This is a genomic window from Oceanobacillus sp. GQ8, from assembly GCF_059758495.1.
Genome location: NZ_JCAXEV010000001.1, coordinates 645,448 through 669,524, shown reverse-complemented (window position 1 = coordinate 669,524; position 24,077 = coordinate 645,448). Strand labels below are relative to the sequence as shown.

Here is a 24,077-nt window from a genome sequence, read left to right as displayed (position 1 = left end):
ACGACTGCTAGGGGAATGGGGATTCAATATAATTACAGGAGGTGCGCCATATGGCAATCACACAGGAACGTAAGAATGAAATTATTAATGAATACAAGGTTCATGAAAGTGACACTGGTTCTCCAGAAGTACAAATCGCTGTACTAACGGAAGAAATCACAACTCTAAATGAACATCTTCGTGTTCACAAAAAAGATCACCACTCACGTAGAGGTCTTTTGAAAATGGTTGGTAAACGTCGTAATTTACTTAACTACTTACGTAATAAAGATGTTACCCGCTATCGTGAATTAATTAAACAACTTGGCTTACGCCGATAATTATTCAAAAAGCAGGAGAAATCCTGCTTTTTTTATAAGTAAAAATTTTTCATTTAACCCTTAGATACTGGTGGTAAATGAGTGGTTTTTGCATGAAGGAATAAAGCAACTACTATATTATGACAAGATTTTTCTACATAAAATTTACATTCCGGCTTATAAACTATAATATAATAATTGGAGTGTTTTTTATAACGGCTAGCATTTAGTTTGCAATAAGCGCCGTGATGAATATTAATTAAGCTGCAAAAGCTCATATGGAGCTCGATTTTATTGAAAGGAGTACTACAAATGCCAGAAGAGAAGCAAATATTTTCTACAGAAATTGCAGGTAAAAAATTCACCGTTGAAATCGGAGAATTAGCAAAGCAAGCGAACGGTGCTGCCATGATGCATTATGGCGATACATCTGTTCTGTCTGTTGCGACAGCTTCAAAGGAACCGAAAGATCTGCCATTTTTCCCATTAACCGTAAACTACGAAGAACGTCTTTATGCAGTTGGGAAAATACCAGGAGGGTTTATAAAAAGAGAGGGCCGTCCGAGTGAAAAAGCAATCCTTTCCTCACGTCTTATTGACCGTCCGATTCGACCTTTATTTCCTGACGGTTTCCGAAACGAAGTTCAGGTTATTAGTACAGTTATGAGTGTTGACCAGGACTGTCCTTCAGAAATTGCTGCTATGATCGGTTCTTCCATTGCGTTAAGCATTTCTGATATTCCGTTTGCAGAGCCGATTGCCGGCGTAAACGTTGGTCGCGTTGATGGCGAATTTATTATCAATCCAACCATCGAACAAGAAGAAAAAAGTGATATTGAACTAACGGTCGCTGGAACAAAAGATGCAATCAACATGGTGGAAGCAGGAGCAGATGAAGTACCTGAAGAAGTTATGCTTGAAGCTATCATGTTTGGCCATAAAGAAATTATTCGTCTAGTTGAATTCCAAGAAGAGATCGTAAAAGCGGTAGGACAAGAAAAGTCTGAAGTAAAGCTTTTTGAATTAGATGAAGAACTTTCTAAGAAGATTGAAGCAGAAGCTTCGGAAAATCTTATAGCAGCTATTCAGGTAAAAGAAAAGCATGCTAGAGAAGACGCTATTAGTAAGGTGAAAGAGGATGTTCTTGCGTCCTATGAAGATGAAGAAGATGCTAATATTTTGAAGCAGGTTAAATCTGTGCTGGATAAAATGGTTAAAGCGGAAGTCCGCAGATTAATCACGAAGGAAAAAGTACGCCCAGATGGCCGAAAGATAGATGAAATCCGACCATTGTCTTCAAGGATTAATGTATTACCAAGAACACATGGCTCAGGGTTATTTACACGTGGGCAAACACAAGCACTAAGTGTATGTACATTGGGAGCGCTTGGTGATGTGCAAATCTTGGACGGGCTTGATTTAGAAGAGTCTAAACGCTTTATGCATCATTACAATTTCCCTCAATATAGTGTGGGAGAAACAGGTCCTATAAGAGGGCCAGGCCGAAGAGAGATTGGTCATGGCGCATTAGGAGAACGTGCTTTAGAAAAGGTTATCCCATCTGATAAGGACTTCCCATATACCATCCGCCTTGTTTCAGAAGTATTGGAATCAAACGGTTCTACTTCACAGGCAAGTATTTGTGCAAGCACACTTGCAATGATGGCAGCTGGTGTACCAATTAAGGCACCTGTAGCCGGAATCGCAATGGGGCTAGTTAAATCTGGTGAGGATTATTCGATCCTAACAGATATTCAAGGTATGGAAGATGCACTTGGGGATATGGACTTTAAAGTAGCCGGTACTTCTAAAGGCGTAACGGCCTTACAAATGGATATTAAAATTGATGGTCTATCAAGAGAGATTCTTGAAGAAGCACTTAACCAGGCTAAAAAAGGAAGAATGCAAATTCTTGATTCTATGCTTGCTACGATTAAGGAGCCTAAAGAAGAATTATCTGAGTATGCACCGAAAATCCTTACGATGTCCATCAATCCAGATAAGATCCGTGATGTTATTGGGCCAAGCGGTAAGCAAATAAATCAGATCATTGATGAAACTGGTGTGAAAATCGATATAGAACAAGACGGAAGTGTGTTTATTTCATCAACAGATGCCAAGATGAATGAAAGAGCTAAAAAGATCATCGAAGACCTTGTAAGAGAAGTAGAGGTTGGGCAAATGTACCTTGGAACAGTTAAACGTATTGAAAAGTTCGGTGCGTTTGTTGAATTGTTTAAAGGAAAAGATGGACTAGTCCATATTTCTGAATTGGCTGAAGAACGTACCAATAAAGTGGAAGACGTTGTATCAATTGGGGATGAGATCATGGTCAAGGTCAAGGAAGTTGATAACCAAGGCAGAGTAAATCTTTCCCGAAAAGCAGTATTAAAAGAGGAAAAAGAAAGACAGGAAAAAGCCAATTCTTAATTGAATAGTGCCTGTTTTAGATGGCTGTTCTGACAGCTGTTTTAAAGTAACAAAGAGGAGCAATTGCCATTGCTTCTCTTTTTTTGTTAGAAAAGAAAAAATTGACTGCTCCATACTAGTCTACATAGTTTAAGCATACCTTGTCCCGTTTCAACATAAGTTTGAAATAGGAGGGGGTAAGTATGTTTCAGTTACGACAAATCATACATGTAATTGTTTTTATAATTATAGTTACGATTTCATTCAATACTACTTATAATCCATTCTCAATGGAAAGTAGTACAACCTTTATGCAAACTGCAAAACCAAATGATGCTTTATACAAGGAAATAGAAAAGCAGGCAAACGCATATGAGGAAGAACCTGTTGATCCATATATTGATGAGGTATGGAAGAAAACACCGGGGCGTAATGGCCTCGAGGTAAATGTTACTAAATCGTATGAACGAATGAGGGAAAAGGGTGAATTTGATGACGATTTACTCGTTTATAAGCAGATAGCACCAAATGTTTCTTTAAAGGATTTACCATCATCTCCTATATACCGTGGTAACCCGGAAAAAGAGATGGTTTCTTTATTAATCAATGTCTCTTGGGGAACAGAATATGTCCCCAAAATATTAGCCATAATGAAAGATAAGAACATCAAAGCTACCTTCTTTATTGAGGGGAAATGGGCAAAGGAAAATGTTGACTTAGTGAAGATGATAAAGAACCAGAACCATTTAATTGGAAATCATGCCTATAATCATCCTAATATGGCAAATTTGACTACACAACAAATGGTTGAACAGATAAGTCAGACAAATGATATCTTAAAAGCAATAACTGGAATTACACCTGCTTGGTTCGCTCCACCTAGTGGTAGTTATAATCAATATGTTGTGGATGCTGCACATAGCCAGAAGATGGAAACGGTGCTTTGGACGGTAGACACGATTGATTGGAAGAATCCAACAGTATCTGTTATGATTAACCGAGTGAATAGTAAGCTGCATCCGGGAGCAACTATTCTAATGCACCCTACTGCTGCAACGGCTACGGGCCTTGATGAATTGATAGATTCTGTAAAGGATAAAGGATATAAACTAGGTACAATGGAACAATTAGTCAGCCCGGAAAGATAATCAATTTGGCGCTCATCTTACATATCTAGCATAGGAGGAAGTACATTGATTGAAAAACACAAAAGTAAGAACGGCTTGCGGGTTGTACTCGAAAAAGTACCTGCTGTAAGGTCTGTTACGATAGGTATTTGGGTATTAACTGGTTCTAGAAACGAAACAGAGAAAAATAACGGTGTTTCTCACTTTTTGGAGCACATGTTTTTCAAAGGAACAAAAACCCGCTCAGCTCAAGATATAGCCGAAGCATTTGATTCGATAGGTGGGCAGGTCAATGCCTTTACCTCAAAAGAATACACATGCTATTATGCCAAGGTTATTGATACACATAAAGACTTTGCGTTGGAAATTTTAGCTGATATGTTCTTTAACTCTGCATTTGATGAAGAAGAAATGGAAAGAGAAAAGAAAGTGGTTTATGAAGAAATAAAAATGTATGAAGATACACCTGATGATATAGTGCATGATTTGCTTGCAACAGCTTCTTATGGAACGCATCCGCTAGGCTATCCTATTTTAGGTACAGAGGAACACTTGCGTTCATTTAAGCCCCAATCTTTAAGAGACTATATGCGGGAAGCTTATAATCCAGAGAACGTTGTGGTTTCTGTCGCAGGTAATGTAGATAGTGCATTTATTGATAAGGTAGATGGATATTTTGGTTCCTATGAATCAAATCACCAGCCTAGTTCTTTAATTAAACCACAATTCCTTACCAATAAGCTTGAGCGTCATAAAGATACGGAACAAGCGCATCTTTGCCTTGGCTATGACGGACTTCAAACAGGCCATGAGCAAATTTACAGCCTTATTATTATGAATAATGTTCTGGGTGGTAGTATGAGCTCTCGACTGTTTCAAGATATTAGAGAAAAGCAAGGACTTGCCTATTCGGTATTTTCGTATCATTCTTCTTTCTTGGATAATGGTATGCTTACTATCTATGCTGGAACTGGTAAAGATCAATTACCGCAGTTAAGGAAAACAATTGATAGCACAGTGGAAAAGCTAATTCAAGACGGTATTACCGATAAAGAACTAAAAAACAATAAAGAGCAATTAAAAGGAAATCTTTTACTGAGTTTAGAAAGCACAAATAGCCGAATGAGTAGAAACGGTAAAAACGAGTTGCTTCTAGGACGCCACAGAACGATGGACCACATGATACAAGAAATCGACGCTGTGGATCATGAATCGATTAGAAATGTAATAGACATCGTTTTTGAAAAACCGTCTTCAAGTGCTCTCATTGCTCCATCAGGAGAACCTATGTAATCCATAGGTTCTTTTTTTTATGTCGGTAACTATAATAATAAGGATAAGCTTTTTCCTAACGTGTTTTTTAATTAAGCCGTAATTTCTAGCATGCTACATAAACGTATTAAGGCTGTAGTATAGCTTTGTGTAAGAACAATAACGATAAGTTGAGAGGATGACAAGGATGCGCTATAAGGATATGAGTGGAAAAGAAATTGTGGATGTGAATGAGGGCTCACGATTGGGAGTACTTGGACAAACAGATCTCGAGATAAATGAGCATACTGGTCAAATTGAATCCTTTATCATACCAAACTATAAATGGTTTGGTTTGAAAAAGGAGGGGGAGGAAACGAAAATTAAGTGGGATGCAATAAAAAAGATTGGGGAAGACATGATTATTATTGACACAAATAGGCTCGGTTAAGGTATTAAATAAGCATTAAAATTTATCCCGGTGCAACCGTCCGTAAGACTCCCACTTCAAAACATGAGGTGAAACAGTGAGTTTTTAGTGGGAGTAAACGGACGCTAACACCCCGATTCGTTCAACTAACAATCAGTGGGGGAAGAATGAAAACCCCCACTGATTGAAGTTTCACTTTATTAAAAAGGCTGGCCCGAAGAGGAGGGTATCAGCCTTTTTCCTGTTTTTTAAAAATAACCAATCACTAACATTCTCCCGTTTCATAAGCTATATAGAAATAATTTAAGGAACTCGATGTTTGGAGGGTGTTCATTATAATGAGTCATACAATTGCAGTAATAGGAGGCGACGCCCGTTATCTGGAGTTGATTCGTCAATTACAGGCTATTCCAGGTGCGAACATAAATCTTGTCGGCTTTGATAAATTGGAACAAGGATTTACCGGATTAAAACAGTTGGAGTTTAGTGAGCTAAAACCAGAAGAGCTTGATGTCCTCATTTTACCAATTACAGGGACAGATAATACAGGAAACGTAGAAACAGTTTTTTCTCATGAGACGATTCACATATCGCCAGAATGGTTCGGGCAATTAAAAGATACGGCTATCATTTTTACTGGTATTTCAAGTGATTATTTGAAAAAAGTAACCACAGAAGAAGATATTTCATTAATCCCTTTATTAAACAGAGACGATGTTGCGATTTACAACTCCATACCAACAGCAGAAGGATCCATTATGATGGCGATAGAACATACTGACTATACCATCCATGGTTCTCGTGTCATGGTTGCTGGATTTGGTCGAGTGGGTAAAACGATTGCTAACAAGTTTGCTGCGTTGGGTGCGAAGGTTTCTGTAGCAACCAAAAGTAGCGCAGAACTTGCTAGGATTTCAGAAATGGCACTAACAGCTATTCACCTTGATAAAATGGCAGACTATGCTAATGAATACGATGTAGTTATCAATACGATTCCAGCAGCTGTTATAGATCGAAAAACCATTCAACGTCTGCCGACACATGCAATAATTATCGACTTAGCATCCAAACCAGGTGGAACAGATTTTGATTATGCAAAGCAACGAGGCATTAAAGCAATTTTGGCAAGAAGTTTACCAGGTATTGTGGCACCAAAAACATCGGGTAGGATATTAGCGGACGTCATAAAGCAATTTCTTCAAAAAAACATGCAAGAATAGGAAATTAGTAGAAAAGGGGTATTATTTATGAGTTTAGAAGGAAAACGTATTGGCTTTGGAGTTACGGGTTCTCATTGCACATATGACCAAGTTTTTCCACAGTTGGAAAAGTTAATGGAACAAAAGGCAGAAGTTGTGCCGATTGTAACGTATACGGTGCGAAACACTAGTACAAAGTTTGGAAAAGCAGAAGATCATATTGAAAAAATTGAATCCATAACAGGAAAACGAGTTATTTCCACTATGCAGGAGGCAGAACCACTTGGCCCAACTGCTCCACTTGATTGTATGGTGATTGCCCCGCTAACGGGAAATTCTTTAAGTAAGATGGCAAATGCTCTAACGGATTCACCCGTGTTAATGGCCGCTAAAGCGACAATGCGTAATAGAAGTCCTGTGGTCCTTGGAATCTCTACTAATGACGCACTTGGTCTAAACGGAGTTAACCTTATGCGGCTTATGGCCAGCAAATACATTTACTTTATACCATATGGACAGGATGACCCATACCAAAAACCTAACTCACTAGTTGCCAAAATGGATCTTTTAAGTGGAACAGTAGAGGCTGCCTTGGAACATAGACAACTACAGCCTGTTATTGTTCCGCATATCGATTAGATTGTGGTAGAATAAAAAGCTAGAAGAGAAATATTTTTTATGAGTGAAGGGAGAAATGGGGATGTCGCATAAAGCAGCATACAACGTGGCCGTCGTAGGAGCAACAGGTGCAGTAGGTCAAAAAATTATAAAACTACTAGAAGATAAGAAATTTCCAATAGATCAAGTAAAGCTTTTATCCTCAAGCAGATCCGCAGGTAAAAAAATATCATTTAATGGTGAAGAAGTCACAGTGGAAGAAGCATTACCTGAGAGCTTCGCAGGTGTAGACATAGCGTTATTTTCTGCAGGTGGTTCTATATCAAAGAAACTAGCTCCAGAAGCGGTTAAACATGGTGCGGTTGTGGTTGATAATACGAGCGCATACAGAATGGATAAAGATGTGCCACTTGTTGTGCCAGAAGTAAATAAAGAAGACCTATTAAATCATAAAGGGATTATTGCTAATCCAAACTGCTCTACTATTCAAATGGTGGCAGCATTAAAACCGTTACAAGAAGCATTTGGCCTCAGTCGTGTAATTGTATCTACGTACCAGGCCGTATCTGGTGCTGGGATGACTGCCAATAAGGAATTGGAAAATCAGACAGCAAGCCATTTAAACAAGGAAGAAATGCACGCTGAGATCTTACCAGTAAAAGGGGATAAAAAACATTATCCAATCGCGTTTAACGCCTTGCCTCAAATTGATGTTTTTCAAGAAAATGGCTATACTTTTGAAGAAATGAAAATGATAAATGAAACGAAAAAGATCATGCATGCACCCGAATTATCGGTAGCAGCAACGTGCGTTCGTTTACCGATTTTTACTTCGCATGCCGAGAGTGTCTATGTAGAATTAAATAGTGATGACTTAACTGCAGCAGATATTCAAAAAGTATTAAACGAAGCAGAGGGTGTTATTCTAGAAGATAACCCAGAGACACAAACATATCCAACCCCATTAAGTGCAGCGAATAGAGAAGAAGTCTTTGTCGGACGTGTTAGAAAGGATCCGGACTTAGCGAATGGATTCCACATGTGGATCGTATCCGACAACCTTATGAAGGGTGCTGCCTGGAATACTGTGCAAATTGCGGAAACATTAGTTGAAAATAAATGGCTATAGTACTTGAGGTGTTACAATGCAAATAGTTGTTCAGAAATTCGGTGGAACATCTGTCCAATCCGAAGAAAATAGAAAACATGTAGTAAAACATATAAAAAATGCATTAATGCAGGAATATAAACTTGTGGTGGTTGTTTCAGCTCTAGGTAGAAAGCCAGACCCTTATGCAACAGATACATTGTTGGGTCTGGTCAATTATCCTGCTGGGAAAAGTTCTGCTAGAGAAATTGATATGCTCCTTTCATGTGGAGAGGTCATTTCCTCGGTCGTATTATCTAATGAACTGAAAAAACAACATATTTCATCTACAGCCCTAACGGGTGCGCAGGCAGGTTTTATTACAAATGATGATTTTAACCAGGCAAGAATTAAAGCAGTACATCCAGAAAGAATTATTAAGGAACTGGAAAAGCATGATGTAGTAGTTGTGGCTGGATTTCAGGGCAAGACTGAAGATGGTGAAATAACGACAATTGGTCGTGGTGGCAGTGACACAACAGCCGCCGCGCTGGGAGCAGCACTTGCAGCAGAGCGTATTGAAATCTTCACAGATGTGAATGGTATCATGACCGCAGATCCGAGAGTGGTGGAAACTGCTCGACCGCTAGATGTGGTAACCTACACGGAAATCTGTAACTTGGCATATCAGGGGGCGAAGGTTGTTCACCCACGGGCAGTTGAGATAGCAATGCAATCCAAAATACCGATGCGTGTTAGATCAACATATTCACAGGAAGAAGGAACGCTTGTTACCTCTTCAAGGGTGCAGGAAGCAGGCATGGATGTTACAGAACGGCTTATCACGGGTATTGCACACATATCCTCGATAACGCAGATAAGAGTGCAAGCTAAGGAAGAAGCGTACCGCTTGCAGTCAGAAGTATTTAAAGCTATGGCGGAATCCGGAATCTCTGTAGATTTTATTAATATTTCTCCAACAGGAGTAGCCTATACAGTTCCCGATAGACATACTGAGAAGGCTGTGCATATTCTTAAAACACTTGGTTTTTACCCGGAAATTACGGAAAACTGTGCTAAGGTTTCTGCAGTCGGTGCAGGTATGACAGGGGTGCCTGGTGTTGCTTCCATGATTGTGCAGGCACTCACTGACGCCGGAGTACAGATCCTGCAATCCGCAGACAGTCACACAACGATTTGGGTACTTGTTAACAATAAGGACTTAAAAGCTGCAGTAAATGCGCTGCATGAGGTATTTGAGCTTAGTGGTTTACAGAAACAATCCTAGATAAGACAAGAAAGAGAAAGGTGATAGAAATGAAATTTGGTCGTGTGTTAACAGCAATGGTGACCCCTTTTGATCATACTGGAGAGATTGATTATGATCAGACTGACATACTAATTGAATACTTACTTGAGAACGGCACTGACGGTTTAGTTATTGCTGGAACGACGGGAGAATCACCAACTTTATCAGTGGATGAAAAAGTAAATCTTTTTAAGCATGTAGTTAAAGTTGTAAATAAGCGAGTCCCGGTAATTGCTGGTACAGGTAGTAACAGTACTGCAGCCTCTATTCAATTAACCGAAGAAGCAGAAAAATGTGGTGTAGACGCTGTTATGCTTGTAGCTCCTTACTACAATAAGCCGAATCAAAGAGGCATGTATGAGCATTTTAAAACGATAGCAAATGCCACAACACTCCCGGTGATGCTCTATAATATTCCTGGTCGATCTGTTGTAAAACTGACTTCTGATACGATTATTGAACTAAGTAAAATCCCTAATATTGTTTCAGTTAAAGAATCAACAGGTGACCTTGATCAAGCAGCCGAAATTATTGAGAACACAAGTGACGATTTTAGTCTATATAGCGGAGATGACAGCATGACACTACCAATGCTTTCAATAGGTGCAGATGGAATTATTTCCGTGGCCTCTCATATTGTCGGCAATGAAATGCAGGAAATGGTGAATCTTTATTTAAACGGCGACGTAAAACAAGCTGCAGCCAAACATAGGAAATTGGTTCCTGTTATGAATGCATTGTTTACGTCACCATCCCCAACACCTGTAAAAGCTGCACTACAAATGAAAGGAATTGAAACAGGTAGTGTGAGGCTTCCTCTTCTTCCTTTAACAGATGAAGAACAAAACCTTTTAAAAGAAAAAATTGATATGTAGTGCTAAATACCAGCTCCTAGCTGGTATTTTGTTTTTTGCATGGAGTTATTCATTTACGTTCATACTAGGAATAGTTACTAGTGATAAGGAGTGTTCGTAAATGAATAAAGAAGGTAGAAAAGAAGATCAAAATCAGGATGGTCAACAAAACTCTTCTGCTTTGGTGCAAAAGATTCAGCAGCTGGGACAATCAAGTGTTCCGCAAGCCCCTGATTCTAATATACACGTGCTGTCCATCATTGGTCAGGTAGAAGGACATATACAGCTACCACCTCAAAACAAAACAACGAAGTACGAGCATTTATTGCCACAGCTGATTGCAATTGAACAAAACCCTAAAATAGAAGGATTAATTATATTGCTAAACACCGTAGGCGGGGACGTAGAGGCAGGACTTGCCCTTTCTGAAATGATTGCATCTATTTCTAAGCCGACTGTTTCCATTGTACTTGGTGGTGGTCACTCCATCGGTGTACCAATAGCCGTTGCCACAGATTACTCTTTCATTGTACCGACAGCGACGATGACCATACATCCTGTAAGGCTTACCGGGTTAGTTATTGGTGTACCACAAACGTTTGAATACCTAGACAAGATGCAAGAAAGAGTTATTAATTTTGTTGTCAGCCATTCGAATATTAAGGAAGAGAAATTTAAGGACCTCATGTTCGACAAAGGAAATTTAACAAGGGATATTGGTACGAATGTAGTGGGAACAGATGCTGTAGAGTATGGCTTGATTGATCGCGTTGGAGGGGTAAAAGAGGCTATGCAGAAGATTAACGAAATGATAGGACCGAAACCAGAAGAAAATCAGGTGATTCAATGATCCTGTATACACCATTGTCTCAAGAAGAAATTTTCCCACAACAGGATGAAGCCATTGCAAATCGACATTGTGTTGTTTTTCAGGGGAAGAGCATGTATGTAGAGCAAAAAGAAGATGGATCGTATCAATTGTTACAATTGCTTTCCACTGATCCACAGGATTTTATGAATGACTCATTTAGTCCTGGAACGATTTTATCTTAGAAAGATTTTTTATGGTATAATAGAGGAAATAAAGTAATAACCCTTGTCGGTAAACGGCAGGGGTTTAATCGTCATAATGCGTGGTAGAACAGAGGTGAAAAAATGGCAAAAAAAAGAAAAAAAAGAAACAGTAAGTTAAAAAAACAACTTAAATATGAACTTTTAGGTCTACTATTTATCTTTCTAGCAATACTTGGTAGTGGAGCAGGTGCAATTAGTGACGGTGCAATTCCTGGTGGGTTAGAACATGTATTTCGATTCTTTTTTGGAATCTGGTATTTTGTTGCTTCTCTTCTATTACTCATAACTGGTGTATTGCTGGTTGTTAAAAGAAGATATCCGGATTTGACTAACAAGAGATTGGTAGGCTTCTATATTGTATTTGGTGGCGTTTTATTGCTAACGCATATACAAGCATATGAGCAAGTTGTGCAAAATGGTAATGTCTCCATTATGGCTGCTTCATGGGATAATTTTATTTCCAGTTTAAATGGGCAGACGAGTAACGCTATGTTTGGGGGAGGTATGGTTGCAGCATTACTATTCACCTTTTGCTATTATTTATTTTCCTTAGTCGGTGCAAAAATAGTTTCCGTTTTTTCTATTTTAATCGGAATTATCTTTATGACAGAATACTCCATTGGAGACTTATTTTCCAAGTTTGGAAAAAAATTAGCACAAATGATAAGTAACTATAAAGATAAAGCAGCAAATAATAAGGAAGCAAAACGTAAACGTAAACAGGATAAAGAGATCGAAGAACTTGATACGACTGAAGTAGCAGAAGTTCCGTTAGAGGCATATGAAAATGAGCCGGTAATCCAAGACTTTACTGATGTTACATACGCTGCTTCAGAACTATCAAAACAGGATGCTCCTCAGGAAAAGAATGATGATACTGAAAAAGAAGATACTAGTGTAGACGATATTATGGAAAATATGCCAATGACTGAGCCTGAGAATCATGAGTATGTACTCCCATCCCCTAAATTATTAGCAGAGCCTGCTAATAACTCACAGCAGCAGGAAAAGTCTCAGATTCAGGCAACTGTTAGAAAACTAGAAAAGACATTTCATAGTTTTGGAGTTAAAGCAAGAGTCACAAAGGTCCATGTAGGGCCAGCGGTAACGAAATATGAAGTGTATCCTGAAGCTGGTGTAAAGGTAAGTAAAATTGTAGGGTTACATGACGATTTGGCTCTTGCCCTTGCAGCAAAGGATATAAGAATTGAAGCTCCTATTCCAGGTAAATCAGCAGTCGGTATAGAGGTGCCTAATCAAGAAGTTGCGATGGTAAGCCTCCGTGAAGTGGTAGATAAAACGTTACAGAACCCATCTGCAAAATTGTTGTTTGCACTTGGACGGGATATCTCGGGTGAAGCCGTAGTAGCAGAGCTTAATAAAATGCCGCATATGCTTATAGCAGGCGCAACCGGTAGCGGGAAAAGTGTCTGTGTTAATGGCATTATTACAACCATTCTTATGCGGACAAAGCCCCATGAGGTTAAAATGATGATGATTGACCCGAAGAAAGTGGAATTAAATGTTTATAACGGGATTCCTCACCTATTGGCACCAGTCGTGACAGATCCGAAAAAAGCATCAAGAGCTTTACAAAAAGTAGTTTCCGAGATGGAAAGAAGATATGAACTGTTTTCGGATACTGGCACACGTAATATTGAAGGATATAACGAATATATAAGAAAGTCTAATCAAACCACTGAGGAGACACAGCCAAATCTTCCGTACATTGTAGTATTGGTCGATGAGCTGGCAGATTTAATGATGGTTGCTTCAAATGACGTAGAGGATGCGATCACCCGGTTGGCACAAATGGCTCGTGCGGCCGGCATTCATTTGATTATTGCAACACAGCGTCCTTCTGTCGATGTTATAACAGGAGTGATAAAAGCTAATATTCCTTCTAGGATTGCATTTAGTGTTTCTTCACAAACAGATTCTAGAACAATTTTAGACTCTGGTGGTGCTGAGAAATTACTTGGTCGAGGTGATATGTTATTTCTCCCAGTTGGTGCTTCCAAGCCGACCCGTGTACAAGGTGCTTTTCTTTCAGATGAAGAAGTAGAAAGAGTAGTCGATCATTGTATTGATCAACAAAAGGCTTCGTATCAGGAGGAAATGATTCCAGATGATACGAACGAGGTTCGTGAAGAAGTAAGTGATGAACTATTTGACGATGCTGTCCAATTAATTACTGAAATGCAAAGCGCTAGTGTTTCCATGCTACAACGAAGGTTCAGAATAGGCTACACAAGGGCTGCAAGGTTAATAGATGCGATGGAAGACAGAGGGATAGTTGGCCCATATGAGGGAAGTAAACCACGTACAGTACTCGTAACACATTCAGAAGAAAAATCTTCTTAGTAGAATCTATTTATATATTAAAAAACACAGCAGGCACTATCCATAGTGACCTGCTGTGTTTTTAGCTGCAGATATACTTCGGTAGTTGTCACGCCCAAACAGATCTTATTACATAAGGTAGTATAAAAGGAATCAAATTATAATCATTTAGGTAATAGAAGTGTTAATGTGAATTAAACAAAGAAAGCGTTTGCGGTATGAAAACTGGTTTTTGTGTGATCTATAAAGGCTTATTGTAGAAAAACGTCGAATTATTAGCAAATTATTTAAGGAATTTGTCCTATAACTATTTATTTATTCTTCTATTAATGGTATGATTTATCTCGAATAAATGAGAGATATGTCAAACGTCAGAGGTCTGAACTCTCTAGACTTTACATACCGGAGAGAATGGGGGAAGCTCTTCATGTCTATTAAAATCGATGCTAGGCATTTATACCTTCAAGTAATAGATGAAATTAAACGGGATATTGAAAGCGGTAAATATAAAGAAAAGCAAAAGCTTCCTTCTGAATTTCAATTATCCAAGCTTTTAGGAGTATCTAGAGCTACATTAAGGGAAGCATTACGCATACTAGAAGAAGATAATATTGTTACAAGAAGACATGGTGTGGGAACATTCGTTAATCAAAAGCCGATATTTTCCTCTGGCATTGAACAGTTAAATAGTGTTACAGATATGATTGAACAATCAGGTAAAAAGGCAGCCTCTCAGTATTTGACAACAGAATTTTTAGAACCAACAGATGAAGAACGAAACAGATTCGCACCTGAGCAAATTGATATTCTTGCAAAAATTGAGCGAGTAAGAACTGCCGATAATATACCAGTAGTTTTCTGTATTGATAAAATACCTTCACATTTAATTCCATTGGAGAGAGTGCATGAAGAAGATTCACTGTTTCAATTACTTGAGGAGTATACAGATAAGCGTGTCGCTTATGCTGTAACCTATATCGAACCAGTTAGTTATCATGAAAGGATTTACAGTATTCTTAACTGTGAACCAGAGCAATCTCTATTACTGTTAAAGCAGATGCACTATACGGAAACAGACGAACCAGTCCTCTATTCTGCAAACTATTTTCGTTCAGATGTATTTAGTTTCCACGTGTTACGTAAAAGAATGTAGCCAATCGTAATAGAAAGCATTTGGGGAGGTGATAGTTAACGAGATAACTGGGCGCTAAATTTTCACAATATTAAAGAAAACAGGGGGTAACAATGTTGAAGAATCGTAAATTTATTTTATTGTTTGCATTATTGCTAAGTCTTGGTCTTGTATTAGCTGCATGTGGTGGCGGTGATGAAAAATCGAGTGGTAATAGCGAAGGTGAAGGGTCGTCTGAGGGATCTTCTGAAGAGGGTTCTGCAGATTATACTGTCGGAATGGTAACAGATGAAGGTGGCGTTGATGATAAATCATTTAACCAATCTGCATGGGAAGGGTTACAAGCATGGGGAGAAGAACATGATCTATCAAAAGCAGATGGATTCGACTATGCACAATCAGAAGATGAGTCTGATTATCTTCCAAACATGACTCGTCTTGTTCGTAATGACTATGATCTAGTATTCGGAATTGGTTTTCTACTTGAAGATGCAATTGCTGAAATTGCAAAACAAAACCCAGATAATGACTTTGCGATCGTTGATACAGTAGTAGATGCACCGAATGTAGCGAGTATTACTTTTGCGGAGCATGAAGGTTCATTCCTTACAGGTGTAGCTGCAGCAATGAAAACAAACACAGATAAGCTAGGTTTCATTGGTGGCGTAGATTCTGCATTAATTAATAAATTTGAATCAGGATTTGTAGCAGGTGCTAAATCTGTAAACCCTGACATTGAAGTAGATATTCAATATGTAGGTAACTTCAGTTCTGCTGCAGATGGTAAATTAATTGCAACACGTATGTACAATGATGGAGCAGATGTGATCTATCATTCAGCAGGAGCTGCTGGGAATGGTGTATTTGCACAGGCAAAAGATTTAAAACAAAAAGATCCAGAGAGAGAAATCTATGTAATTGGGGTTGACCGTGACCAATATGAAGAAGGTGCAATTGGTGACCACAACGTAACATTAACTTCTATGGTGAAACGTGTAGATACTTCCGTTATCGAAGTAAGTAACCAAGGTCTTAACGGAGAGTTCCCTGGAGGGGAAGTACTCGTATTTGGACTAGAAGATGAAGGAATCGGGATTGCTGAAACAAATGAAGAAGCATACACAGAAGAAATTGCAACAGCAGTTAATGAGTGGAAAGAAAAGATCATTAATGGGGATGTTGAGGTTCCTCAAACTCGAGACGAACTAAAAGCATTCGAAGAAGAATTATAAGGTAATAGAAAACGTGAAAAAGGCTGATAGACAGCCTTTTTCACTATAAATCAAGATTGTAAATTTAACCTATGCCATGATGTCATGTTCTATTAAGAAGATCTTCAACTGAAGGGTAGTATCCCGCTCCTTCAGTTGGCGATCTTCATTTTAAGTATAACGATTTTATTCAGATAATTCTGCTCATAAGGAGGTTGATTTTTGGTGGACTATGTTGTTGAAATGTTAAATATACGTAAAGAATTCCCAGGAATTGTAGCCAATGATGATATTACCATACAGCTAAAAAAAGGGGAAATTCATGCATTGCTAGGAGAAAATGGTGCAGGGAAATCAACATTAATGAATGTACTCTTTGGATTATATCACCCTGAAAATGGGGAAATCCGAGTTAAAGGGAAACCAGTGAACATGACCGATCCAAATGTCGCGAATGACCATGGAATTGGTATGGTGCATCAACATTTTATGCTTGTAGAGCCTTTTACCGTCACGCAAAATATTATCTTAGGTGCTGAACCGACTTCCATGGGGAAAATCGATTTACGAAAGGCAGAAAAAGAAGTACAAGCGTTATCCAATAAATATGGTTTAAAGGTGGATGCAAGAGCGAAAATCCAAGATATTTCGGTTGGAATGCAACAGCGGGTAGAAATCTTGAAGACCTTATACCGTGGAGCAGATGTACTTATCTTTGATGAACCTACTGCTGTATTAACACCACAGGAGATAATTGAACTTATGCAGATTATGAAGTCTCTAATTGCAGAAGGTAAATCTATCATCCTAATAACACATAAATTAAAAGAAATTATGCAAATATGTGACCGATGTACTGTAATAAGAAAAGGAAAAGGTATTGGTACAGTCAATGTAGCCGATACGTCTGTTGATGAACTGGCTTCCTTAATGGTCGGTAGGGATGTTTCGTTTAAGACACAAAAAACACCTGCACAGCCTAAAGAGACCATATTAAAGGTGAATAACTTACACGTGAAGGATTCACGAAAAGTTGATATGGTAAAAGGATTAAACCTAGAAGTCCGTGCTGGTGAAATTGTTGGAATTGCGGGAGTAGATGGTAATGGACAGAGTGAATTAATCGAAGCCATTACGGGATTAAAAAAAGCTCAAAAAGGCTCCATCGAGTTAAATGGAAAAGCGATTACAAATTTATCTCCTCGTAAAGTGACGGAAAGTGGAGTCGGGCATATTCCACAAGATAGACATAAGTTTGGATTAGTCCTAGATTTTCCAATAGGCGAAAACATTGTGCTCCAAACCTATTATAAAAAACCATATTCTAAATACAAAGTATTAAACTACAAAGAAATTTACGATAAAGCAGAAAAATTGATTAAAGAATACGACGTTCGAACGCCTAGTGTTTATACAAAAGCTCGTGCACTATCGGGGGGAAACCAGCAAAAAGCGATTATCAGTCGTGAGGTTGACCGTTCACCAGATCTATTAATTGCCGCACAGCCTACTCGAGGTCTTGATGTAGGAGCAATTGAATTTATTCATCAAAAGTTGATTGAAGAAAGAGATAAAGGACGGGCAATTTTACTAGTCTCCTTTGAACTGGATGAAATCCTTGATGTTAGTGACCGGATTGCAGTTGTTTTTGATGGTGAAATTGTAGCAAATGTGAAACCTGAAGAAACAAACGAACAAAAATTGGGACTACTGATGGCCGGAAGTTCAGAAGAAAAGGTGGGTGTTGTAAATGACCTCGAATAAAATGTTTAACATCTTGGTTCCGGTTATTTCAGTATTAATTGGTCTTCTATCAGGTGCCGTTATTATGCTCGGGTTTGGATATAACCCTATTGAGGGCTATGCTGCCTTATGGGAAGGCGCCTTTGGAGATATGTATTTTGTAGGTGAAACAGTCAGACAAGTAACGCCATATATCCTTACCGGACTGGCTGTAGCATTTGCTTTTCGAACTGGATTATTTAATATCGGTGCAGAAGGCCAGGTTATTGTGGGCTGGCTTGCAGCAATTTGGGTAGGAATTACATTTGATTTACCAATGTATATTCATCTCCCATTTGCGGTGATCGTTGCTGCTTTGGCTGGCGCAATTTGGGGCTTTATACCAGGTCTTCTGAAAGCACGACTTGGAGTACATGAAGTTATTGTTACGATCATGCTTAACTATGTAGCTTTATACAGTTCAAATGCCTTAATTCGTTCTGTCCTATCCGATAATCAGGATAAAACAGATAAAATTGCTGCAACTGCTTCTCTTTCATCAGAATGGTTGCAGAACCTAACTTTTTTCTCAAGAATGCATTATGGAATTTTAATTGCATTATTCGCAGCTATCATTATGTGGTTTTTAATTGAACGAACTTCTATTGGCTATGAATTAAAGTCTGTTGGTTATAACCAGCATGCATCGAAATATGCAGGTATGAATGTTCAACGCAATATTATCCTTGCAATGGTTATATCTGGAGCATTTGCAGGTCTTGCTGGAGCAATGGAGGGGCTTGGGACCTATGGTAACATGTCTGTAAGTTCAGGCTTTACAAACCTTGGATTTGATGGAATAGCTGTTGCTCTATTGGGTGCTAATACAGCGATTGGAGTCATTTTAGCCGCGTTTCTTTTTGGTGCATTAAAGGTAGGAGCGTTGAACATGCCGACAGAAGCTGGCGTGCCAAACGAGTTAGTTGATATTATCATTGCACTCATTATCTTTTTTGTTGCATCAAGCTATATTATTCGCTGGGTATTGCTTCGTTTAAAAAAGGGGGAGAAATAGATGGGGGTTATTGAGTTATTAGCACAGGTTATTCCACCAGCACTCTTCTTCTCTGCGCCACTTATTTTTACAGCGCTAGGCGGAGTGTTCAGTGAAAGATCAGGTGTCGTTAATATTGGCCTTGAAGGGCTAATGGTAATGGGAGCGTTTGTTGGGATTGTGTTTAATTTAACTTTCGCAGATGTTTTAGGTCCATGGACACCATGGGTTTCCATCCTAGTTGCCATGGTTGTTTCCGCAATTTTTTCCGTGATACATGCTGTAGCAGCTGTGTCGTTTAGAGCAGATCAGGTTGTAAGTGGTGTAGCTATTAATTTCTTGGCATTAGGACTTGGTATATTTTTAACCAAACAGTTTTATGGTAAAGGACAGACCGACATGGTCACACAACCTTTTTACACGACAGATGTTTGGCTTTTATCAGACATACCAGTTTTAGGGCCAATCTTCTTTGAAGGGATCTATGTTATCTCCTATATATCGATTATATTAGCGCTAGTTTGCTGGTATATTATGTATAAAACTCCATTTGGTTTAAGATTGCGTGCGGTGGGAGAACATCCGATGGCTGCAGATACCAATGGAATTAGCGTTACGAAGATGCGTTACGTAGCAGTCATTATTTCTGGAGCATTTGGTGGATTGGGTGGTTCTGTTTTTGCCTTAACTATTGCACTAAATTTCTCACACGCTACTATCGTTGGACAAGGGTTTATGGCTTTAGCAGCAGTAATTTTCGGTAAGTGGCATCCCCTTGGCGCGATGGGCGCAGCATTGTTTTTTGGATTTGCCCAAAGTCTAAGTGTAATTGGGGCGGGAATTCCATTGCTTGCTGATGTTCCACAGGTATTTTTATTAATCGCACCATATGTACTGACAATTCTAGCTTTGGCTGGGTTTATCGGTCGCTCTGAAGCTCCACGAGCTAATGGAGAGCCATATATTAAAGGAAGCAGATAAAATCTGTGCAGAAATCTGACTTGCATTTAGTAGCAAGTCAGATTTTTTTATTTTATAATGGATTACAATTGGTAAAATTGAACAGAATAATCAACGTACTCTAGAATGCCACGTATAAAAAGAACAGGAGGAAACAGGATGGAAGCTGTTGAAGAAAACGTCGTCCATACAGATGGGTTAAACCTACATTTTATCCATAATAAGAAATACAAAACAATTAATATTGTTGTAAAGCTGAAAGCTTCGCTAGAAAGAGACACGATCACGAAAAGAGCATTACTACCATATATTTTGCAACAAGGAACGCTTAACTATCCAGGAAAAAAGGAACTACAAAGAAAATTGGATGACTTATATGGCGCCGTACTCTCGGTCGATGGTTCAAAAAAAGGAGAGCAACATATTATAAGCTTTCGTTTGGAAGTACCAAATGAGAAGTTTATACCGGATGAATCAAAAATTGTAGAGGAAAGCATATCCTTACTAAGTGAACTTCTTTTTAAACCAAATGCAGAGAATGATGCATTTAACCAAAAAGTAGTTAAACGTGAGAAGGATACACTAAATCAGAAGATTCATGCCATTAAAGATGACAAAATGAGTTATGCAAATATGCGCTTAATAGATGAAATGTGTAAAGGAGAAGCATATGCCCTCCATGTACATGGTTACCAAGAAGATCTGGAGGGAATAACACCTAAAAACTTATTCGCCTATTATAAGAAAGCCATTTCAGAAGACCAGTTGGATGTGTATGTACAGGGAGATTTTGATGAAAAAGCATTAAAGCAGCAACTTGTCGCAAGGCTAAAGCGTGAGCAAGTGAATACTCAGGCTACGGAAGTAAGCCCCCCTAATGAAAATAATTCAGGGGAATTAACGGAGGTAGTGGAAAAGGAAAATATCCAGCAGGCCAAGCTACACATTGGGTACCGTACAAATTGTACGTATCATGATGAGGCATATTTTGCCTTACAGGTGTTTAATGGGATGTTTGGAGGCTTTCCGAGCTCTAAATTATTTATTAACGTTAGAGAAAAAAATAGTTTGGCCTATTATGCTTCCTCGCGTCTGGAGAGTCAAAAAGGTCTCTTAATCGTATTTAGTGGTATTGCGCCAAAGGACTATGAACAGGCAAGAGATATCATGAATGAGCAGCTTGAAGCCATGAAAAAAGGCGATTTTACCGATGAGGAATTGGAAGAGACAAAAGATCTTATTGTTAATCAATTACGAGAAACAATGGACCATCCGCAAGGCTTAGTTGAATTGCTTTACCAGCAGGTCCTTGCTGAGAAGGAAAGAACGCCTGAGCAGTTAATCAACGGAATAAAAGCAGTAAACCGTGAACAAGTCATCTCAGCAGCTGAGAAAGTGGAAGCTGATACCCTTTATCTGTTAACAAGCAAGGATGGTGAAGCAAATGAATAAGCAAGTTTATGAGGAGATATCCGAAACGCTATATACGAAAAAAATGGATAATGGTCTGACCGTTTTGCTATTGCCAAGGCCAGAGATGGCAAAAACATATGGTCTCTTTACCACAAATTATGGATCCATTGACCAAACCTTTACTCCCATAGGTTCAGATGAGGCAGTGACCGTACCTGAAGGGGTTGCACACTTTTTAGAACACAAGCTTTTTGAAAAGAAAGATAGAGATGTATTTGCAGACTTTGGTAAGCAAGGCGCTTCGCCAAATGCTTATACTTCTTTTACAAAAACTGCTTATTTGTTTTCGGCAACGAACCATATTGAAAAAAACGTGGAGACACTTTTAGATTTTGTCCAGGATCCCTATTTTTCGGAGGGATCAGTCGAGAAGGAAAAGGGCATCATTGCACAGGAAATTAAGATGTATGATGACCAGCCTGATTGGCAATCGTTTATGGGCACGATTAAAAGCATGTTTAAGGAACACCCTGTAAACATTGACATAGCAGGGACAGTAGATTCGATTTATACCATCACCAAAGATGATTTATACACATGCTACAATACATTTTATCACCCGGAAAATATGATCTTCTTTTTGGCTGGTAATTTTGATCCTAGTTCAATGATGGAACTAATTGAAGCTAATCAGAACGCAAAAACATTTCAAAAAATGGATGAAATTAAACGACAATTTCCAGAAGAAAAGATGGAAGTGGCAAAGCGAGAAGCAAAGCAAACGATGTCCGTGTCCGTACCTAAATGTACGATTGGGATTAAAGACTCTGTTTCTACATTGACGAAGGAAGAATTTTTAAAGCGGGAACTTCTGCAGAGCATGGTTATGGATCATTATTTCTCTAAAGGGGGGGACTTTTATCAAGAGTTGTATCAATCAGAGTTAATTGATGATAGTTTCTTTTATGAAACCAACCTTGAAAGAAATTTTGGTTATACCCTTATTGGAAGTAATGCACAAAAACCTGAAGCTTTTTCAAGTAAAGTGAAAGAAATGTTGCTTTCTACGAGAAATAATGATCTGTTAGAAGAAGATTTTAGCCGTATGAAAAAGAAAAAGATTGGACAATTATTAAGAGCAATGAACTCTCTTGAATTTATTGCAAGTAAATACACGCATTATCACATGCTGGGAATTGATTTCTTTAATATCATCCCGGAAATACAGGCGCTTACATTAGAAGATGCCAACGGATTCTTAAAAGAATGGATTTCAGAACAACAATTAGCTGTACATGTGATTACAGGAGAATAAGGAGATACAATGGGGAAGAATGTATTAATTATCGGGGCAAGCGGAGATATTGGAATGGCAATTGCTGAAAAACTTGTGCTAAGCGGCTATGCCCTCCTTTTACATGGTTACCAGAACAAAGCAAGATTGCACCAATTTAGAAGGAAGCATAATTCAGAAGCTGTTTTAGATATAATTGAGGCAAATTTAGCAGAACCACAAGGTATACAGAATTTTATAAACCAACTCGCTTATTCTGTGGATAGTGTCATTTATGCTGGAGGCCATGCCTATTATGGGGTTTTCCAGCAAACACCGGATAAGGTAATGGATGAGATGTTATCGTTGCACGTCAAAGCTCCTTGGTTGCTTACTAAGCATCTACTCCCCTCTATGATTCAAAAAAACGAGGGTAATATCATCTTTATCACTTCCATTTGGGGGAGAGAAGGTGCTAGCAATGAAGTGGTTTACTCTTCCGTAAAAGGGGCACAAAACAGCTTTGTTAAGGCACTTGCGAAAGAGGTAGGACCAACAGGGATATCAGTTAATGGGATAAGTCCAGGTTTTATTGAGACAAAAATGAATGCGCAACTAGACCAGGGCGAGATAGAAGCCATATTGGATGAGATCCCATTACGACGAGCTGGTAAACCTGAAGAAATTGCGAATTTAGTCGCATTTTTACTTGGTAAGCACTCTCCTTATATTCATGGTGAAATTATTAATATGACTGGTGGTTGGTGATGTAACATATTCCATGTATAAAGCCTGCTTTTCATCAAATACTATAGGTGTATAACATGGAAGGAGGCATCTGTATGTCAGTATTGGATAATTTTGATTCCTGGAAGGGTTTCTTATCGGATAAATTACAGCAAGCCCAGCAACAGGGTATGAGTGAAAAGACAATCCAAAGTGTAGCACAAGAAGTAGGCGATTACCTTTCACAAAGCGTAGAAGCTAAGAATGAAGAAGAGGCTGTGTTACGTGAACTATGGAACGCTGCTTCTGAAGAGGAACAACAAGCAATTGCAAACACAATGATTAAGCTTGTTCAAAAGTAATGAGCAAATAAAATTAATGAAGAAAAAGGAATTGTAGAGAAATAGTACAATTCCTTTTTTTCTATTGTGAGTATATTTTCCATGTTAACTCCACTCCAGTCGCTAGTTTTCTTAGCGGCGTTTTACACTTTTCTAACTTTATTTACACATATGGATGATAATCTCTTTTCACTTACGTCAAAATCATTTATTATATAGAGAGGGATTGACATGATAGATTTTAG

22 protein-coding genes are annotated in these 24,077 nt (G+C 38.6%); all 22 read left to right on the top strand.

Features of this window, described 5'->3' with window-relative positions; genetic code table 11:
- The first annotated feature begins 50 nt into the window (after nt 1-50).
- The 22 genes from rpsO (at nt 51) to AC6CHS_RS03440 (ending at nt 23,853) form a co-directional block, all read left to right on the top strand.
- Nucleotides 51-320, top strand: coding sequence for a 30S ribosomal protein S15 (gene rpsO / locus AC6CHS_RS03545; protein ID WP_379550281.1), 270 nt, complete (start codon nt 51-53; stop codon nt 318-320).
- Between the two features lie 291 nt (nt 321-611).
- Nucleotides 612-2,729: a polyribonucleotide nucleotidyltransferase gene (gene pnp / locus AC6CHS_RS03540; protein WP_498234136.1), complete on the top strand. Its 2,118-nt coding sequence runs from the start codon at nt 612-614 to the stop codon at nt 2,727-2,729.
- Between the two features lie 182 nt (nt 2,730-2,911).
- Entirely contained in the window at nt 2,912-3,856 is a 945-nt protein-coding gene (locus AC6CHS_RS03535; RefSeq protein WP_498234135.1) for a polysaccharide deacetylase family protein, read from the top strand.
- A 45-nt stretch (nt 3,857-3,901) separates the two neighbouring features.
- A complete protein-coding gene (locus AC6CHS_RS03530) occupies nt 3,902-5,128 on the top strand; it encodes a M16 family metallopeptidase (protein WP_498234133.1) in 1,227 nt (408 codons plus the stop codon).
- A gap of 166 nt (nt 5,129-5,294) precedes the next feature.
- Complete coding sequence (locus AC6CHS_RS03525; RefSeq protein WP_036573009.1) at nt 5,295-5,537, top strand: YlmC/YmxH family sporulation protein; 243 nt, start codon at nt 5,295-5,297, stop codon at nt 5,535-5,537.
- Between the two features lie 317 nt (nt 5,538-5,854).
- A complete protein-coding gene (gene dpaA / locus AC6CHS_RS03520; RefSeq protein ID WP_498234131.1) occupies nt 5,855-6,736 on the top strand; it encodes a dipicolinic acid synthetase subunit A in 882 nt (293 codons plus the stop codon).
- A gap of 27 nt (nt 6,737-6,763) precedes the next feature.
- On the top strand, nt 6,764-7,354 hold the full coding sequence (gene dpaB / locus AC6CHS_RS03515) for a dipicolinate synthase subunit B (protein WP_498234129.1): 591 nt from the start codon (nt 6,764-6,766) through the stop codon (nt 7,352-7,354).
- A gap of 61 nt (nt 7,355-7,415) precedes the next feature.
- On the top strand, nt 7,416-8,462 hold the full coding sequence (gene asd / locus AC6CHS_RS03510) for an aspartate-semialdehyde dehydrogenase (RefSeq protein WP_498234127.1): 1,047 nt from the start codon (nt 7,416-7,418) through the stop codon (nt 8,460-8,462).
- 16 nt (nt 8,463-8,478) lie between these two features.
- The gene (gene dapG, locus AC6CHS_RS03505; protein ID WP_498234125.1) at nt 8,479-9,708 is read left to right on the top strand and encodes an aspartate kinase; all 1,230 of its coding nucleotides are present in this window, start codon (nt 8,479-8,481) and stop codon (nt 9,706-9,708) included.
- 29 nt (nt 9,709-9,737) lie between these two features.
- Nucleotides 9,738-10,604, top strand: coding sequence for a 4-hydroxy-tetrahydrodipicolinate synthase (dapA, locus tag AC6CHS_RS03500; RefSeq protein WP_498234123.1), 867 nt, complete (start codon nt 9,738-9,740; stop codon nt 10,602-10,604).
- A gap of 100 nt (nt 10,605-10,704) precedes the next feature.
- Nucleotides 10,705-11,433: a ClpP family protease gene (locus AC6CHS_RS03495; protein WP_036573000.1), complete on the top strand. Its 729-nt coding sequence runs from the start codon at nt 10,705-10,707 to the stop codon at nt 11,431-11,433.
- A gap of 14 nt (nt 11,434-11,447) precedes the next feature.
- A complete protein-coding gene (locus AC6CHS_RS03490; RefSeq protein WP_498234121.1) occupies nt 11,448-11,636 on the top strand; it encodes a YlzJ-like family protein in 189 nt (62 codons plus the stop codon).
- Nucleotides 11,637-11,738: 102 nt separating this feature from the next.
- Nucleotides 11,739-14,021, top strand: a complete 2,283-nt coding sequence (locus AC6CHS_RS03485) for a DNA translocase FtsK (protein ID WP_498234120.1) — start codon at nt 11,739-11,741, stop codon at nt 14,019-14,021.
- Between the two features lie 406 nt (nt 14,022-14,427).
- Nucleotides 14,428-15,153 (top strand): GntR family transcriptional regulator, encoded by a 726-nt coding sequence (locus AC6CHS_RS03480; protein ID WP_106896701.1) that lies wholly within the window; start codon nt 14,428-14,430, stop codon nt 15,151-15,153.
- A gap of 95 nt (nt 15,154-15,248) precedes the next feature.
- Nucleotides 15,249-16,364: a BMP family lipoprotein gene (locus tag AC6CHS_RS03475; RefSeq protein WP_498234118.1), complete on the top strand. Its 1,116-nt coding sequence runs from the start codon at nt 15,249-15,251 to the stop codon at nt 16,362-16,364.
- Between the two features lie 204 nt (nt 16,365-16,568).
- A complete protein-coding gene (locus tag AC6CHS_RS03470) occupies nt 16,569-18,107 on the top strand; it encodes an ABC transporter ATP-binding protein (protein ID WP_498234117.1) in 1,539 nt (512 codons plus the stop codon).
- Entirely contained in the window at nt 18,094-19,140 is a 1,047-nt protein-coding gene (locus tag AC6CHS_RS03465) for an ABC transporter permease (protein WP_498234115.1), read from the top strand. Before AC6CHS_RS03470 ends, AC6CHS_RS03465 begins: the two co-directional genes overlap by 14 nt.
- Nucleotides 19,141-20,100 carry an ABC transporter permease gene (locus AC6CHS_RS03460; protein WP_379550257.1) on the top strand — a complete coding sequence of 320 codons (960 nt, stop codon included), beginning with the start codon at nt 19,141-19,143 and terminating at the stop codon, nt 20,098-20,100.
- 138 nt (nt 20,101-20,238) lie between these two features.
- Nucleotides 20,239-21,531, top strand: coding sequence for an EF-P 5-aminopentanol modification-associated protein YfmF (yfmF, locus tag AC6CHS_RS03455; RefSeq protein WP_498234113.1), 1,293 nt, complete (start codon nt 20,239-20,241; stop codon nt 21,529-21,531).
- A complete protein-coding gene (gene yfmH, locus AC6CHS_RS03450) occupies nt 21,524-22,807 on the top strand; it encodes an EF-P 5-aminopentanol modification-associated protein YfmH (protein WP_498234111.1) in 1,284 nt (427 codons plus the stop codon). The genes yfmF and yfmH overlap by 8 nt, the downstream gene beginning before the upstream one ends.
- A gap of 9 nt (nt 22,808-22,816) precedes the next feature.
- Nucleotides 22,817-23,533, top strand: a complete 717-nt coding sequence (gene ymfI, locus AC6CHS_RS03445) for an elongation factor P 5-aminopentanone reductase (protein WP_498234110.1) — start codon at nt 22,817-22,819, stop codon at nt 23,531-23,533.
- A 74-nt stretch (nt 23,534-23,607) separates the two neighbouring features.
- Nucleotides 23,608-23,853, top strand: coding sequence for a DUF3243 domain-containing protein (locus tag AC6CHS_RS03440; protein ID WP_498234108.1), 246 nt, complete (start codon nt 23,608-23,610; stop codon nt 23,851-23,853).
- Nucleotides 23,854-24,077 lie beyond the last annotated feature (224 nt).

What these genes read in the sequence shown, in the direction of transcription:
- dapG (WP_498234125.1), top strand. Translation starts at nt 8,479, where the DNA reads ATGCAAATAGTTGTTCAGAAATTCGGTGGAACATCTGTCCAATCCGAA.
- AC6CHS_RS03535 (WP_498234135.1), top strand. Translation starts at nt 2,912, where the DNA reads ATGTTTCAGTTACGACAAATCATACATGTAATTGTTTTTATAATTATA.
- yfmF (WP_498234113.1), top strand. Translation starts at nt 20,239, where the DNA reads ATGGAAGCTGTTGAAGAAAACGTCGTCCATACAGATGGGTTAAACCTA.
- pnp (WP_498234136.1), top strand. Translation starts at nt 612, where the DNA reads ATGCCAGAAGAGAAGCAAATATTTTCTACAGAAATTGCAGGTAAAAAA.
- AC6CHS_RS03480 (WP_106896701.1), top strand. Translation starts at nt 14,428, where the DNA reads ATGTCTATTAAAATCGATGCTAGGCATTTATACCTTCAAGTAATAGAT.
- rpsO (WP_379550281.1), top strand. Translation starts at nt 51, where the DNA reads ATGGCAATCACACAGGAACGTAAGAATGAAATTATTAATGAATACAAG.
- yfmH (WP_498234111.1), top strand. Translation starts at nt 21,524, where the DNA reads ATGAATAAGCAAGTTTATGAGGAGATATCCGAAACGCTATATACGAAA.
- dpaA (WP_498234131.1), top strand. Translation starts at nt 5,855, where the DNA reads ATGAGTCATACAATTGCAGTAATAGGAGGCGACGCCCGTTATCTGGAG.
- dapA (WP_498234123.1), top strand. Translation starts at nt 9,738, where the DNA reads ATGAAATTTGGTCGTGTGTTAACAGCAATGGTGACCCCTTTTGATCAT.
- AC6CHS_RS03495 (WP_036573000.1), top strand. Translation starts at nt 10,705, where the DNA reads ATGAATAAAGAAGGTAGAAAAGAAGATCAAAATCAGGATGGTCAACAA.
- AC6CHS_RS03460 (WP_379550257.1), top strand. Translation starts at nt 19,141, where the DNA reads ATGGGGGTTATTGAGTTATTAGCACAGGTTATTCCACCAGCACTCTTC.
- ymfI (WP_498234110.1), top strand. Translation starts at nt 22,817, where the DNA reads ATGGGGAAGAATGTATTAATTATCGGGGCAAGCGGAGATATTGGAATG.
- AC6CHS_RS03525 (WP_036573009.1), top strand. Translation starts at nt 5,295, where the DNA reads ATGCGCTATAAGGATATGAGTGGAAAAGAAATTGTGGATGTGAATGAG.
- AC6CHS_RS03485 (WP_498234120.1), top strand. Translation starts at nt 11,739, where the DNA reads ATGGCAAAAAAAAGAAAAAAAAGAAACAGTAAGTTAAAAAAACAACTT.
- AC6CHS_RS03440 (WP_498234108.1), top strand. Translation starts at nt 23,608, where the DNA reads ATGTCAGTATTGGATAATTTTGATTCCTGGAAGGGTTTCTTATCGGAT.
- dpaB (WP_498234129.1), top strand. Translation starts at nt 6,764, where the DNA reads ATGAGTTTAGAAGGAAAACGTATTGGCTTTGGAGTTACGGGTTCTCAT.
- asd (WP_498234127.1), top strand. Translation starts at nt 7,416, where the DNA reads ATGTCGCATAAAGCAGCATACAACGTGGCCGTCGTAGGAGCAACAGGT.
- AC6CHS_RS03465 (WP_498234115.1), top strand. Translation starts at nt 18,094, where the DNA reads ATGACCTCGAATAAAATGTTTAACATCTTGGTTCCGGTTATTTCAGTA.